A 14,042-nucleotide genomic window follows, 5' to 3' on the forward strand; every position below is an offset into this window, starting at 1 on the left:
TCGGTAGATCAGTGGATATGGGTCACTACGTTCGCGTTGGCGTGGAACCTCTGCGTGCGACGAGCCAGGACACGGGACGAGGACGTGATGGACCAGGACAAGCGGGCCGGAACGCGGTCATCCGGGCCGGGCGGCGATGTCGTCCGTCCCGCTTCGATCGAGCGCCGCGGCACCGGATCGACGGTGAGCGCGCGGGACATGACCGGGCGGCCGGTCGGCGCGCGGCGTCCGATGGAGCCGCAGCGCTCGGGTGACGGCGGCCTGGCCCACGTGGTCGAGGTCCTGCTGGACAAGGGCCTGGTGATCAACGCCGACATCATGGTTTCGGTCGCGGGCGTCGAGCTGCTCGGGATCCGGCTGCGGGCGGCGCTGGCGTCGTTCGAGACCGCCGCGCGCTACGGCCTGGAGTTCCCCTCGGGGACGAACGTGGAGACGGCCGCGTGGAAGGAGACCGAGGACCCGAAGGAGACCTGCCCCGACTGCGGCAAGCGGGCTCCCATCCGGCAGCTGCTGGAGGAGTACTGCCCGTGGTGCGGCTGGCGCAGCGCCAGGGCGCTGACCGAGGCCGCGCGCAACGGCTCCTCGGCCAAGAAGAAGCCACGGGACGGCGATGCCGACTAAATCCCCGATGTCCGCGGCGTCCCGGATGCCCGCGCCGCTGCGCCCGACGCGCGACCCGCAGGTCACCCTGGACGACCTGCTGGAGGTCGTGCTGAACAAGGGCGCGGTGCTCCACCTGGACCTCATCATCGCGGTCGCCGACATCCCGCTCATCGGGGTCAACCTGCGGGCGGCGATCGCCGGGATGGAGACCATGCTGGAGTACGGGCTGCTGCAGCAGTGGGACGCCGACACGCGCGCCTGGGCCGAGCGCGCCACCGCCGCCACGCCCGAACTGGAGGAGGACGAGCGGGTGGTGCTCCGCTCGTTCGGCGGCCACTACGGCGAGAGCGGCCTGTCCGCCGTCTGGCGGCCCGGCACCCTCTTCCTCACCGACCGGCGCATCCTCGTCTACCGGCGCGAGCCGCGCGAGGTGCTCTGGGAGGCCCGGCTGGAGGACGTCGAAGCCACCCGTCTCCAAAGCGAGCGGACGGTCGGCGGCGAGGACCGCCTGCGGGTGCGCGTGGAACTGACCGGCGGAGACGGCGCCCTGCTCTCGGCCGCGAACCCCGAGGAGTTCGACGAGAGCCTGCGCCGCCTCGCACCGCACGTCCGGTCCCGGGAGCCCCGCCCGCCGGCCGCGGACGACGAGGGTCCCGAGTTCGAGGGCCACATGTGGTACCACGAACCCCGCCGGGGCGGCGCGCTGTGGCGCGGGGGCCGGGCCCGGCTGGAGAACGGCCGCCTGACCTGGAAGTCGCCGACCGACGCCCGCCCGGCCGTCACCCTGGACACCGGCCGCATCCGCGACGTGCGGCTCGAACCCGGAACCACGCCCACGAACGGCCTGGACCGCCTCGTCGTGGACGCGGCGGGCGAGCACCTCGTGCTGGCGACCGCGGAGGGCCCGCGCTGGGCGCGGCTCCTGGACCCGTCCGCCCGCACCGCCGCTGGGAAGGAGCTTCATGGCCATCACCGTTGACGAGAACAGCCTCAAGAACGGCGTTCTCACGCTCGTGGTCACCCTGGTCGAAGTCATCCAGGAGGCGCTGGAACGGCAGGCCGTGCGCCGGATGGAGGGCGGCGACCTCAGCACCGAGGAGCTGAACCGGCTGGGCGACGCCCTGCTGGAGCTCGACGAGGCCATGGAGGAGATCAAGGCCGAGCACGGCATCACCGCGTCCGTCGCCGACCTGCACCGCGGCCTGGACGAGGTCGTCGACGAGGTCGTGGACCGGCTGGCCAACCCCGCGCGCTGGGCCGACGAGATCGAGAGCGGAGGTGAGCGGCGTTGAGCGGTGAGGCGCTGTACGTGTACGCGCTGCTCGCCGACCCGGGAGACGGCGCCGAACCCCCGGGCGAGGGGCTGGACGGCGCACCGCTGCGGCTGGTCCGCGCCGCCGACTGCGGGCTGGCCGCCCTCGTCCACGAGGCCCCGGCACGTCCCTACCAGGGGCCGGACGACGACGTCCGCCGCTGGATCCGCACCCACGACGAGGCGGTCGAGGGCATGCGCCGCGCGGCGGGCGGCGTGCTGCCCATGACCTTCAACGTGCTGGTCGCCCCCGGCGAGGACGGCGACGCCGAAGCCCGCCTCCGCGCCTGGCTGCGCGCGAACCGCGACGACCTCCACGACCGCCTCGGCCGGCTGCGCGGCCGCGCCGAGTACCGCGTCGAGATCACACTGGACTCCGCGGCCGTGCCGACCGACGACGGCTCCGTCCAGGAGATCGAAGAGCGGATGCGCGACGCCTCGCCCGGCCTGCGCCGCCTGCTGAGCAAGCAACTGGACGCCCAGCGCAGAGCCGCGGCCGATGTCCTCGCCGACCAACTGCACGCCGACGCCCGCCGCCAGCTGAGCACCATCGCCGAAGACCTCGCCGACCGCCGCCGCGCGACCCGCAATCCCGGAGAGACCGAAGTCCTCTCCCTAGCCCTGCTGGTACACGACGACGATGTAGAGAACTTGGGCTTCATCCTCTCCGAACTACAGGAAAGCCACCCCGCCGCCCAAGTCCGCTTCCTCGGCCCCTGGCCCCCCTACTCCTTCACCGGCGAGCAACTCGCAACCCCAGCCACCACTAGCCCCTAGAAACCGCCAGAGGGCGAAGTTTCTCCAGGTCAGGGGGTCGTTAAGGATCTTGGCGGTTTGTGGCCAGCAACGTGACCGTCGATAATGCCACCGTGGGCCGTCGCTGTACGTCATCGTTCTGTCACGCAGCCGCTATCGGCTGCGGCCAGGCAGGGTACGTACACTCGAAGGCGACAGACAGTTGGCCAACTGGAAGAAGCACCCAAAAAAGGAGGGGGAGGAGGCGCTACAGCGGATCGCGGCCATGGGCTGGTGCGTGGAGAATCCGCCCACGTACTACACGGTCAAGTGTCCTTGCGGCCTGCACCAGCGCCAGATCCACCTCACTCCGTCCAACCCGCACTACTTCCGACAAGCCGTGAGCTGGTGCAAGAGGATCTGCTCACCAGCGGGGCCCGAGGAGAAGGAAGAGCCATGAGCGCGAAAGAGGCCTCCCAGCTTTCCCTTGAGTTCCAGCTGCACCTGGCGCCGGGAACCAGGCCAGAGGACGTGCACGCGCATGGCGAGCGAGTGATGCAGGAACTCCTCCACCTCGAAGCCTGCAACGACGACTTCACCGACTCGGCCGTGGCCACCAACGCCGCAACGAACACCATCACCGTCGAACTGCTGATCCTCAACACGGCCGACCCCACTACCGCACTGCATCGTGCCCTGGGCCTCGTCCGCACAGCCGCGCATGCCGCCGGCGCCGCCACGCCGCACTGGGCGACCGTGAGCGATATGCCAGTTCAAGTCCAGTTCGAGAAGGCTCGGGAGGTCGCGTCGGCCTGACCCGGACGCGGCGAACAGGCTCGCCAAACGGGGACGGAACGACTCGCCGCCGCTCGGTGGGCCGTGGGCCGGCGGGGTGCTCAGTGCCGGTCGGTCAGCGCGCGGCGGCCGCGGACCGGACGGCCACCCGCAGCGCCGCGCGGTTCAGCAGGAGGACGGGACCGTCCGGGTCCTTGCTGTCCCGCACCGCCACCACCGCGCCGGCCGCGTCCGCCAGTTCGACGCACTCACCGCCGTTGGGGCCGCTGTGTGTGCTTCTGCGCCACTTGGCTTGTGTCAGGTCCATCTCTGTTCGATGACCTTTCGAATCAGTTCGCGCGACATCTCCTGTGAGAGCGCTCGGGAACGGAGCTCGAACAGGGTCCGCGCCAGGCTGGACAGGTCGGCCGGGTTGTCCGTGGTGATGCCTCGGATCGCTGTCTCGATGTACGCGATCTCGCTTCGATCCTCCATCGTCGCGACCACAAAGGCGCCGAGGACGCCTTCGTGCTCACCTCTGGACAACACTACTTGAACCGTGACGTTGGGCAACAAACTCAGTTCCAGGAGGTGTTCGAGTTGTTCGCGCATCGTCTCGGGCGTCCCCACAGGGTTGTGGAGCACGTGTTCGTCGAGCAGCAGCGCGACAATCGGCGGGTTGGAGTCCTTGTCCGTGGAGAGGATGGCTTGGCGGCTGATGCGAGCGTCTGCGGCCTCCTGGTTGCCGCGTAGCAGCGCCAATGCATAGGCCGGGGTCTGAGCCAGCCCGGGAATCACGGAATGCTGCCAGCAGACGAGCATGGCCGCGTCGGCCTCTATCTGCGGCCAGTCGAACCAGATCGGGACTGGGTGTCCGTCCTTGTTCAGGTCCTCCCAGAGGCTGATGAGGGAGCCGCCCGCTTCCAGGTAGTCGTCCACTGCGATCACGAAGGACCGGGTGGCGCGCTTCTTGCCGTTCTCGATGCGGCTGACCTGGGGGCCGCTCACCTTCGTCAGGTGAGCGATGGTCTCCTGCTTGATGTCCTTGGCCTCCCTCAACCGGCGCATCTGACGGCCGAAGGCTACGAGGGCGGGCGATTCTCGGGGGCGCTGCCGTCGCGGGGGCATGGTTCCTACCTCTCGGCGGAATCTGTCGTGGTCGGGGGATGATCTACCGCTCACTGCCACCTCTCAGCGGTAGGCAAATCCTAGCCAGAAAAGTGGCTCACTGTGTGTTGTTCGCCACACAGAGTGAGGAGAGGTCATGAGTCAGGCTACGGAGAACGAGATGGTGGTGAAGCATGACTTCACGGTCGTCGCGGAGGTGCGGCGGTTCGTGCGGCTGGTCACCGGCCAGTGGGACATGGACGACTTCGTCCCGTGCCTGGTGGCGAGCGAGCTGGTCACCAACGCCCTGCGCTACGCGTCCGCGTCGGACGACGACGTGACCTTGCGGCTGGGGAAGACCGAGGACGGCGCGCTGTGGATGGAGGTCCAGGACGCGAGCTGCGACCTGCCGCATATGCAGGAGACGGACACGATCAGCGAGGCGGGCCGGGGCCTGTTCATCGTCGACCAGTTCTGCCGCTGTTGGGGCGTCCGCCCGCTCGCCGGCAACACCGGCAAGGTCGTCTTCGCAGTCATCAACCCCTCATGAAGACCAGCGGAGAGACCTTGCTGGGGACGATCCTCAACAAGGCCGACCACACAGATTTCCGGCCGCCTCCGCCACTTCAACCGCACGGTAGGCGTCCCCCCCGGACACCTGCCGCCGCACCTTCCGCCTCCGAACCCACCCCTCTGCTGCCACCACCCGCGCGACCGCGATACGCGACAGCCAGGGCCATCGCGCCGCCTGTCGCCCGACTGGCCGTTACCGACCGTTGTCGACCACTGTGCGCAGGGCGGTGAAGGCTTCGGTGTACATCTCCGCGTCCAGGCGCCCCTGGTTGAAGCCGACGACGAAGCGGATTGATACAAAGTCTCCCAATAGTCCGGCCGCAGGGCCGGGTGCCCGGTCGCGTGGCATCGGGCTTAGGAGAAGGGGCGTCCGCGTTGCGTGATCGGCGATATGTCAGGCCGGGGGGCGTTCCTCTAATCAGCCGGGTGTCCGTGCCGGGAGGGCGGCGTGGACGGTGAGCGGCTGCGGTCCCTCTTCGACCTGTCGGGTCGGGTGGCGGTCGTCACCGGAGGCACGCGGGGCATCGGACGCGCGATCGCCGAGGGCTTCGTGGCCGCCGGTGCGAGCGTCGTGGTCGCCAGCCGCAAGCCCGAGGCGTGCGCCGAGACCGAGGCGCACCTGAAGGCGATGGGCGGGGCGGCGCTCGGCGTCCCCACTCACTTGGGCGACCTGGACGCGCTGGACGCCCTCGTCACCCGCACCGCCGACACCTTCGGCCGGCTCGACATCCTGGTCAACAACGCCGCCAATCCGCTGGCGCTGCCGCTCGGCTCGCTTACCCCGGAGGCGTTCGCCAAGTCCCAGGAGGTGAACGTCCGCGGACCGGTGTTCCTGGTGCAGCGGGCGCTCGACCACCTGACGGAGAGTCCGTGCGCCTCGGTCGTCAACGTCGTCTCCGCCGGGGCGTTCATGTTCTCCCCGTACGTGTCGATGTACGCCGCGGCCAAGGCGTCGATGGTGGCCTACACCCGTTCCATGGCCGCCGAGTTCGCCCCCCGCGGCATCCGGGTGAACGCCCTGGCCCCGGGCACGGTCGACACCGACATGGTCCGCAACAACCCGCCCGAATTCCAAGAGGCCATGGAGCAGGCCGCCCTGCAGAAGCGCATGGCCGACCCAGACGAGATGGTCGGCCCGGCGCTGTTCCTGGCCTCCGACGCGGCGAGCTTCGTCACCGGCCAGGTCCTGCACGCCGACGGCGGCCTGGTGGCGCGTTGAGACGATCCCCACGAGATAGGGAAAACCCATGCTGACCGATGGCGACGCCTACCTGCCCGGCACCCCCGCATCGGGCGGGACGGTGCGCGTGGAGACACCGGCCCCCGGCGTCCGGCTGCTCACGCTGGACCGCGAGCACCGGCTCAACGCGATGTCCGGCGAGCTGATCAAGGACCTGCACGCCGCGCTCGACGGCGTCGCCGTGGACGAGGACTGCCGCGTCGTCATCCTCACCGGCGCGGGACGGGCGTTCTGCGCGGGCCTCGACCTGCACGAACCTCCGGTCCGCGACGCCGCCCCCGCCGCATCGGACGACGGGGCTGAGCGGCGCCGGAGTCCGCAGGCGGGCATGCACGTCCAGCAGGCCATCGCCTCGCTCGTCCCGAAGCTGCGCAACCTGCCGCAGCCCGTCATCTCCGCCGTCAACGGCCCCGCCGCCGGCGGCGGCTTCGCGCTTGCCCTGGCCAGCGACATCCGGATCGCCGCCGAGTCCGCCCGGTTCAACGCCGCGTTCGTCCGGATCGGCCTGTCGGGCTGCGACATCGGCGTCAGCTGGCTGCTGCCCCGCCTGATCGGCGCGGGCCTGTCCCACGAGCTCCTGCTCACCGGCCGTTTCGTGCGGGCCAGCGAAGCACTGCGCATCGGCCTGGTCAGCCGCGTGGTCGAGGACGGCTCAGTGGTCGACGCGGCCCTGGAGATCGCCGCGCTCATCTGCGCCAACAGCCCCATGGGCGTCTGGATGACCAAGGAGGTCGCCTGGAGCCAGCTGGAGGTGGGCAGCCTCCAGGCCGGGATCGACCTGGAGAACCGGACCCAGATCCTCACCTCCTACACCCGCGACCACACCGAGCAGATCACCGCCTTCCTGGACCGCCGCCCGCCTGGCTACACCAACTCCTGAACGCCCCGGCTCAGCCGGCCGCGGCTCCGGCGCGGGCGTCGATCACCGCGCCGGCCGTGGGCAGGCGGTGCACGGCCTCGACGGTGAAATCGGCCTTGGCCAGCAGGTCGCCGAACTCCCGGGCGGTGCGCTCCGCACCGCCCACGACGGTCATCATGTAGAGGTCCATCAGCGCCGCGAACCGCGCGTCCTGCCCGGTGCCACCCTCCTCGACGATGCGCTCGATGACCAGGAGCCTGGTGCCCGGACGCATGGCCCGCCGGCAGACGCGCAGGAGCCGGACACAGCGCTCGTCGTCCCAGTCGTGCAGGATCTGGCGCAGCAGGTAGAGGTCGCCGTCCGCGGGCACGGCGGAGAAGAAGTCGCCGCCGACCGAGGTGCAGCGGTCCGCCAGGCCCAGTCGGTGCATCCGCGCCCGCGCGTTGGCCGCGGTCTTGGCGTCGTCCAGCAGGACGCCCTCGGCGCGGGGGTGCGTCTGGAGCAGGCGGGCCAGCAGCGTGCCGTCGCCGCCGCCGACGTCCACGATGCGGCGGTGCCGGGAGAAGTCGACCGCCGCCAGCAGCTGGTCGATCTCCAGCTCCTGGTCGTGGGACTGCGAGCGGTCGAACAGCTCGCGGAGCCGCCCGTCGCGGCCGAGGTGCTCGAAGAAGCTCTCGCCGAGCAGTTCGTCGAACGCCGTCCTGCCGGTCCGCACGGTGCCGAGCATGCCCGCCCACGCGGCGCCGACCTCGCCGGCCGCGAGCAGGGCCGTCGGGAGCGCCGACCCGGCGGCGCCGGTGCACAGCGTCGCGCCGACCGCGGTCAGCTCGTAGGAACCGTCGGAGCCGGCCGAGTACACCCCGAACGCCGCCAGGCAGCGCATGAGCTGCGTCAGCCGGCGCGGGTCGACGCCGGCCCGGTCGGCCAGTTCCGCCACCGGCAGCGGACCGTCGGCCAGCAGATCCGACAGGCCGAGTTCGGCCGCGGTGCAGACGGCGCGGGACAGCAACTGCCCGAAGACCATCTGCCGCGCCACCACCGCTCCCGGCACCTCGTCCACCACGGTCACGTGCCCCTCCTCGGGTTGTACGAACGCGCCGGCAGAGCGCGTGGCCGGACGGGACCGTCCGCGGCCGCGGAGCGGGCCTGGACGGGGAACCGCGCCCGGTACCTCTCGAACCAGCGCCGCTCCGCGTGCAGGAACAGCGAGTCGTGCGGCGCCATGTACCGGACGGCGTAGAGCGCGATCGGCGACCGGGACACCTGGAAGGCGGCGTTGTGCACGGCCGGCTCGGTGCAGGCCGGATGGAACTGGCCGATCATGAGCCCCGCGTCGACGGCCAGGTCCTTGAGCGCGCCGTAGGTCTGGTCGATCCGCCGCCAGCCCTCCTCGGCGGCGTCCGGCAGGACCACCAGCAGGCCGTCCAGCGAGACGCCCGAGCTCTTCGGCGGTTCGGTCGTCGCCTTGAACTCGCGTAACTCGGCGGAGACCAGGCGGTGCAGCTCGTCGCCGTCGCGAGCGTCGACGCCGTAGTGGAAGCTCAGGCGGACCGTGTCCGCGTTGAGGGCCGCGGGAATGAAGGGGCAGACCGGCCCGGCCCGCCCGAGGTGCTCGGACGGCGCGCCCACGTACTCGCGCAGCCAGTCCAGGACGACCGCCCTGTCGTGGTCGAGACGGCCGGCGGGCGGGCGCCGGGCGGCCGTCCTGTGCTCCGCCATCAGCGGGACGCGGTCCGGTAGCGGACGGGGAGCGCGGCCGGCCCGCGGAAATGCATCCCCGGCCGCCAGACCAGCTCCTCCTCCGGTACGGCGAGCCGCAGTTCGCCGTACCGGTCGAGCAGGCGGCCGATCGCGATCTCGCCTTCCAGCCTCGCCAGGGCCGAGCCGATGCAGGCGTGGGGCCCGTGCCCGAACGCGAGGTGCCGGGCGGGGCGCCGGATGTCGAACCGGTCGCCGTCGGGCGCCACCTCCGGATCGTGCGAGGCCGACCCCAGCCCGAGGAAGACGACGCCGCCGGCCGGGATGGGCGTGCCCGCGATCTCGATGTCCTCGACGGCGAACCGCATGCTCGCGTTCATGGCCGGGCCGTCGAAGCGCAGGACCTCCTCGATCGCGGCCGGCAGCCGCTCGGGCTCGGCGCGCAGCAGCGCCAGCTGGTCCGGGTTGCGGAGCAGGTGGTGGACGGCGACGCCGATGAGGCTGATGGTCGTCTCCTGGCCGCCGAGGAGCAGCAGGAACGCCATCGCGAGCAGCTCGTCGTCGGAGAGCCCGTCTCCGCCGTCCCGGACGACCATGAGGTCGGAGAGCAGGTCCTCGCCCGGCCGGACGCGCTTGTCGGCGATCAGGTCCCGGGTGTAGGACTTCAGCGCCTCGGTGGCGGTCTCGAACTCCGCGCTGCCGGTCGACTGCTCGTCCGAGCCGAGCACCGACCAGCGGCGGAACGCCTCCCAGTCGCGCTTCGGGACGCCGAGCAGCTCGTAGATCAGCGTGATCGGCAGCAGCCCCAGCGTGTCGATCAGGTCCGTCTCGCCCTCCGGGCCCATCCCGTCCAGCAGCTCGTCGGTGATCTCCTCGATGCGCGGGCGCAGCGACTGGACGCGGCGCGCGGTGAACGCCTTGGCCGCCAGCCGCCGCAGCCTGGTGTGCGCGGGCGGGTCGCTGTGCAGCATGTTCTTGGTGAGCACGTCGCGGATGGACGGGCTGGGCAGCGCCTCCGGCGGCAGGAACCGCTCCAGGTCCTTGCCCAGCCGGGGGTCGTTGAGCCAGGGGCGGACGTCCTGGTACCGGGTGATCAGCCAGGCGGGCATGCCCTGCGGCAGGGTGAAGCGGTGCACCGGGCTGTGCTCCCGCAGCCAGGCATATGTCGGATAGGGATCACGGATGAAATCGGCGCCGAACAGCTCCGGTGGTTCATGAATCGTCACGTTCGTCCCCCTTTGGCGGCACTCGGCCGCTGATGACCGTATAAAGTCCCGCCCAGATGACTTCAGTGCGCACATCCACGAGATGCGCACGCGCCAGCCGGGCGATTTCCGCGGCTCGGCCGAGATCCGAACCGACGAACGGCGCTCGAAAGCCCGCATAGAGGTTCACGGCCGGGTGGTACCACCGCCCGTGCGCCGGAATTCCGTCTGCGATCACGACGCTGCCGCCGGGCCGCAGATAGCCGAGCGTGCGGTGGAAGACCCGCGCCGGGTCGGCGGCGCTGAGACTGAGCACGAACACGGCGGCGTCGGCCGGGGCGCCCGGCTCGAAGTCCGCCATGTCCGCGCGATGCAGCTCGACGTTCTTCCAGCCCGCCCGGGTGACGCGCTGCCGCGCCCGGTCGAGCATCGGCTCGGTCATGTCGAGCCCGATGACCGTCCCGTCCGGGCCGACGCGGTCGCGCAGCCGGGGCAGCATCAGGCCCGTCCCGCACCCGACGTCCACAATGGTCGCGCCCGGCCGGACCGAAACTGCACGCGCGACCATTGTGTGGATCCGCGGGGCGGCGCCGAAGGAGAATACCGGAAGAGCCTTGTCATAAATCAACGCTGCATGTTTGTAGCGTGGATGCATGACCGGGATCATAATGCCGGAATTTGTTTCCGCTTCTCGCTGCGTGCGCTCTTCGATGGCCCGGTGCGGCCGCCGGTTCCTGACTTGGCGAAGAGCTGACCGGGCACGACTGAAAGAGCGCATCCGAGAAGAAACCGGCCGCTCATGTCCCTGTTAGGAATTGGCGGAAGCCAAGCGAAGCCGTATCGGCCGGGGAGAGGTGGTCTCGTGGAGAGCGTCCTGCAGTTGGTGGCCAAACGCCAAGCGGACCTCGATCGGCACCCGCTGTTCGAGTGGATGAACTCCGGTGACCGCGCCATTCCGGACCCGCTGCTGATCATGCCGCCCATGGCGACGTTCTCGATGGGGTTCCGGGACGTCAACAAGTGGGTGTTCCGGTACCCGGAGGCCGCCGACGACCTGCAGCGCGGCATCAACGTCCACACCTTCGAGGACCAGACCCACTCGCGGCTGTTCCTGGAGGACTGGAAGCGGCTCGGCCTCAACGAGTGGCTGGGCTGGACGGCCAGCGACACCCTGTGGTGGCTGTTCCGGGCCGAGACGAACGAGGTGGCCCGCGAGCACGGCGTCTACTTCCTGTCGATGGCCGTCGCCGACCGCGAAGACCCGCTGCTGCGCTTCGCCCAGTCGGAGATGATGGAGGCCCTCGGGGCGGTGTTCTTCAAGCACGCCTCCAAGATCGCCATCCGCTTCACCGAGCAGACCGGCGTGGAACTCCCCTATATGGGGCCGTTCCACGTGGCCCTCGAAACAGGCCATATGGACTGCGAGGACCTGTTCGTGGAGCAGCGGCTCGACGAGCGGAAGCGCACACGCGCTCTGGATCTGGCCGACACCATCTACAGGATCTTCACCGCACAGCTCGACATGTGGCTGGACTACGCCCAGAAGTACATCGACACCGGCAATGCGCCGCGCCCGCCCGCCCGGCCGATGATCGACCGGAGCGCGGGCGGCGGGCCCGGCCCGCGTCTCGTCGCCGACGGGCCGGTCCATCCCAGCCAGGAGCCACTCCAGAAACTGCTGACGGCACGCCGGAAGCGGAGCGAGGCGCACCCCTTCTACTCCTGGCTGGAGAACCGCGGCGACCGGGTCACCGCGCTCCAGGCTCTCCAGCGCTTCATCCCCATGTGGACGATGGACATCATGGGGTACCGCGACCTCAACAGGTACGCCATGCGCTACGCCGAGCCGGTGACCGACCTGCACCACGCGGTCAACTCCTGGGCCGACGACCTCACGACCCACAACACCCTCTTCTTCAACGACTGGAAGCAGCTCGGACTCGACGAGATCCTCGGCTGGAACAGCAGCGACACGCTCGAGTTCTGCTACCTGGACCCGCAGACCGACGTGCACCGCCGCAACATCGTCAAGTTCACCGAGCTCGCCGTCGCCCACGACGACCCCGTGCTGCGGCTGTGGCTCATGAACGCGCTGGAGACCAGCGGCGAGCCGTTCTTCCGGCGGACCAAGGCCCTGGCGGACGAGGCCGAGGCCGTCACCGGCGTGCGCCTGGACTACCTCGGTGACCGCCACGAGATCGCGCACCACGCTCCGGTGGACGCCGCGGCACCCGCCGTCCACTTCAAGGACCGGCCCCTGACGCCGGCGGCGCGCGAGGTGGCGGCCCACATGATCGAGACCGTCTTCGACGCCGGCGACGAGCAGCTCGAGATCTCGCTCGACGTCGCCCTGTCGAACAAGTTCGGCATCGCCTGAACGGCATGGTCTCCCCGATCGCAAGGAGCGTGGCACCGTGAAGGACGTCCTGGCGTACGTCGAGCGGCGCGTCGCCGCCATGGAGGACCATCCGCTGTTCACCTGGCTGGCCTCGGACGAGCTGCCGCCGAAGGAACGCCTGATGATCCTGCCGAGCGTGGCGACGGTCGCGATGGGCTTCCGCGACGTGAACAAATGGGTCCTGCGCTACCCCCGTGCGGCCGACGACCTGGAGCGCGGCATCAACGTCCACACCTTCGAGGACCAGACCCACTCGCGGCTGTTCCTGGAGGACTGGAAACGGCTCGGGCTCGACCGGCGGCTGGGCTGGGACGCCTCCGACACCCTGTGGTGGCTCTTCCAGGCCGATGCCAACGAGGTGATCCGCGGCCACTGCATGTACTTCCTGTCGATCGCGGCCGCCGACCGCGGGGACCCGCTGCTCCGCTTCGCGCACGCCGAGGTCGGTGAGCTGTGCGCGCGCGAGCTGTTCTTCAAGCACATCTCCGCGGTCGCCGGGCGGCTCGCGGACCGGACCGGCCTCGCCATGCTGTACTTCGGCGCGCACCACATCGAGGCCGAAGGAGAGGGCGCCGAAGGAGTCTTCGAGTCGCTGGTGCTGGACGGGGAGCGCCGCCGGCGGGCGCACGAACTGGCCGACGTCATGATCGATGTGTTCCGGGAGATCCTGGACGGTATCCACGAATACGCGCTGAAGCACGCGGCGACGAACGTTCCGCCGCGCCCCGCCGCCGTCCGGGAGACCGGACCGGCAGGGCTCCTCGCGGCCGCCGACGCGCCGGTCCACCCCACCCAGGAGCCGGTCTTCCAGGCGCTGCGGGAGTGCCGGACCCGAAGCGGCAGGCACCCGTTCTACACGTGGCTCGCCCACCACGGCCCGCGGATCTCCCCGACGCAGGTCCTCCAGCGGTTCGCCCCGATGTGGGCGATGGACGTCATGGGCTACCGCGACTTCCACCGCTACGCCGTCAGCTATCCCGAGCCCGCCACCGACCTGGAACGCGTCGTGAACGTCTGGGGCGAGGAGCTGACCGCCCGCAACGCGCTCTTCGTCGACGACTGGAAGCAGCTCGACCTCGACGAGCTGCTCGGCTGGAACGCCAGCGACACGCTCGACTTCTACTACCTGAGCCGCACGATGGACGTGCACCGCCACAACCGCGTCGCGATGACCGGGTTCGCCACCGGGCATCGGGACCCGCTGCTGAGGCTGTGGCTCGTCAGCGCGATGTCGGAGGCGACGGACATCCTGCTCGACAACACCGCGCCCCTGGCGGAGAAGGCCGAGGCGAACACCGGACTGTGCCTCGACTACCTGGCCGGACGCCGGCGGATCGCGGCGCCGGCCTTCATGGACCGGCCGATCACGCCCGAGCAGCGCGACGTCGCCGTCGAGATGATCGAGACCGCCTTCGAGTTCATGGACCGCCGGCTCGACATGTCGCTCGACGTCGCGCTCTCCAACGACTTCCAGATCCCCTGACCGGCCCGCCCCCTCTCGGAACGCCGCGCCGCGCGCTGATCGTCAGGACGGTCGG

General features: G+C 70.3%; 16 protein-coding genes. 10 read left to right on the forward strand and 6 right to left on the reverse strand.

Features of this window, described 5'->3' with window-relative positions; genetic code table 11:
• Nucleotides 1–54 precede the first annotated feature (54 nt).
• The 5 genes from IEZ03_RS38700 to IEZ03_RS13605 all read left to right on the forward strand — a co-directional run bounded on the left by IEZ03_RS38700 (nt 55) and on the right by IEZ03_RS13605 (nt 3,466).
• A complete protein-coding gene (locus IEZ03_RS38700; RefSeq protein WP_308427968.1) occupies nt 55–621 on the forward strand; it encodes a gas vesicle protein in 567 nt (188 codons plus the stop codon).
• A gap of 7 nt (nt 622–628) precedes the next feature.
• Nucleotides 629–1,582 carry a gas vesicle protein gene (locus tag IEZ03_RS13590; RefSeq protein ID WP_221480477.1) on the forward strand — a complete coding sequence of 318 codons (954 nt, stop codon included), beginning with the start codon at nt 629–631 and terminating at the stop codon, nt 1,580–1,582.
• Nucleotides 1,566–1,895, forward strand: coding sequence for a gas vesicle protein K (locus tag IEZ03_RS13595; RefSeq protein ID WP_184878456.1), 330 nt, complete (start codon nt 1,566–1,568; stop codon nt 1,893–1,895). Before IEZ03_RS13590 ends, IEZ03_RS13595 begins: the two co-directional genes overlap by 17 nt.
• Nucleotides 1,892–2,692, forward strand: coding sequence for a GvpL/GvpF family gas vesicle protein (locus IEZ03_RS13600; protein ID WP_184878459.1), 801 nt, complete (start codon nt 1,892–1,894; stop codon nt 2,690–2,692). Before IEZ03_RS13595 ends, IEZ03_RS13600 begins: the two co-directional genes overlap by 4 nt.
• A 414-nt stretch (nt 2,693–3,106) precedes the next feature.
• Nucleotides 3,107–3,466: a hypothetical protein gene (locus IEZ03_RS13605; protein ID WP_184878462.1), complete on the forward strand. Its 360-nt coding sequence runs from the start codon at nt 3,107–3,109 to the stop codon at nt 3,464–3,466.
• A gap of 94 nt (nt 3,467–3,560) precedes the next feature.
• Here the strand turns inward: IEZ03_RS13605 and IEZ03_RS13610 are convergent, their stop codons facing one another.
• Both IEZ03_RS13610 and IEZ03_RS13615 read right to left on the reverse strand, forming a co-directional pair.
• Complete coding sequence (locus IEZ03_RS13610) at nt 3,561–3,752, reverse strand: DUF397 domain-containing protein (protein ID WP_184878465.1); 192 nt, start codon at nt 3,750–3,752, stop codon at nt 3,561–3,563.
• On the reverse strand, nt 3,743–4,552 hold the full coding sequence (locus IEZ03_RS13615; protein ID WP_268248539.1) for a helix-turn-helix domain-containing protein: 810 nt from the start codon (nt 4,550–4,552) through the stop codon (nt 3,743–3,745). The genes IEZ03_RS13610 and IEZ03_RS13615 overlap by 10 nt, the downstream gene beginning before the upstream one ends.
• Nucleotides 4,553–4,688: 136 nt before the next feature.
• On the opposite strand from IEZ03_RS13615, the gene IEZ03_RS13620 reads away from it, so the two are divergent.
• The 3 genes from IEZ03_RS13620 (at nt 4,689) to IEZ03_RS13630 (ending at nt 7,224) form a co-directional block, all read left to right on the forward strand.
• Complete coding sequence (locus IEZ03_RS13620; RefSeq protein ID WP_184878471.1) at nt 4,689–5,081, forward strand: ATP-binding protein; 393 nt, start codon at nt 4,689–4,691, stop codon at nt 5,079–5,081.
• Nucleotides 5,082–5,552: 471 nt separating this feature from the next.
• Nucleotides 5,553–6,323, forward strand: a complete 771-nt coding sequence (locus IEZ03_RS13625) for an SDR family NAD(P)-dependent oxidoreductase (protein ID WP_184878473.1) — start codon at nt 5,553–5,555, stop codon at nt 6,321–6,323.
• 28 nt (nt 6,324–6,351) lie between these two features.
• Nucleotides 6,352–7,224: an enoyl-CoA hydratase/isomerase family protein gene (locus IEZ03_RS13630; protein ID WP_184878475.1), complete on the forward strand. Its 873-nt coding sequence runs from the start codon at nt 6,352–6,354 to the stop codon at nt 7,222–7,224.
• Between the two features lie 10 nt (nt 7,225–7,234).
• Here the strand turns inward: IEZ03_RS13630 and IEZ03_RS13635 are convergent, their stop codons facing one another.
• Genes IEZ03_RS13635 through IEZ03_RS13650 form a run of 4 tightly spaced genes read right to left on the reverse strand, consistent with a single transcriptional unit; the run spans nt 7,235 to nt 10,761 of the window.
• Entirely contained in the window at nt 7,235–8,272 is a 1,038-nt protein-coding gene (locus IEZ03_RS13635; protein WP_184878477.1) for a methyltransferase, read from the reverse strand.
• Nucleotides 8,269–8,922, reverse strand: coding sequence for a DUF6875 domain-containing protein (locus tag IEZ03_RS13640; RefSeq protein ID WP_184878479.1), 654 nt, complete (start codon nt 8,920–8,922; stop codon nt 8,269–8,271). Before IEZ03_RS13640 ends, IEZ03_RS13635 begins: the two co-directional genes overlap by 4 nt.
• Nucleotides 8,922–10,127, reverse strand: coding sequence for a cytochrome P450 family protein (locus IEZ03_RS13645; protein WP_221480478.1), 1,206 nt, complete (start codon nt 10,125–10,127; stop codon nt 8,922–8,924). The genes IEZ03_RS13640 and IEZ03_RS13645 overlap by 1 nt, the downstream gene beginning before the upstream one ends.
• Nucleotides 10,114–10,761, reverse strand: a complete 648-nt coding sequence (locus tag IEZ03_RS13650) for a class I SAM-dependent methyltransferase (protein WP_184878483.1) — start codon at nt 10,759–10,761, stop codon at nt 10,114–10,116. The genes IEZ03_RS13645 and IEZ03_RS13650 overlap by 14 nt, the downstream gene beginning before the upstream one ends.
• 207 nt (nt 10,762–10,968) lie before the next feature.
• Here IEZ03_RS13650 and IEZ03_RS13655 point away from each other — a divergent pair, with 207 nt between their 5' ends.
• Together IEZ03_RS13655 and IEZ03_RS13660 are read left to right on the forward strand one after the other, a co-directional pair.
• Complete coding sequence (locus IEZ03_RS13655) at nt 10,969–12,483, forward strand: hypothetical protein (protein ID WP_184878485.1); 1,515 nt, start codon at nt 10,969–10,971, stop codon at nt 12,481–12,483.
• 37 nt (nt 12,484–12,520) lie between these two features.
• Entirely contained in the window at nt 12,521–13,987 is a 1,467-nt protein-coding gene (locus tag IEZ03_RS13660; protein WP_184878488.1) for a hypothetical protein, read from the forward strand.
• Nucleotides 13,988–14,042: the final 55 nt, after the last annotated feature.

Origin of the sequence: Actinomadura livida, from assembly GCF_014648675.1 — a bacterium.
GTDB classification, from domain to species: domain Bacteria; phylum Actinomycetota; class Actinomycetes; order Streptosporangiales; family Streptosporangiaceae; genus Spirillospora; species Spirillospora livida.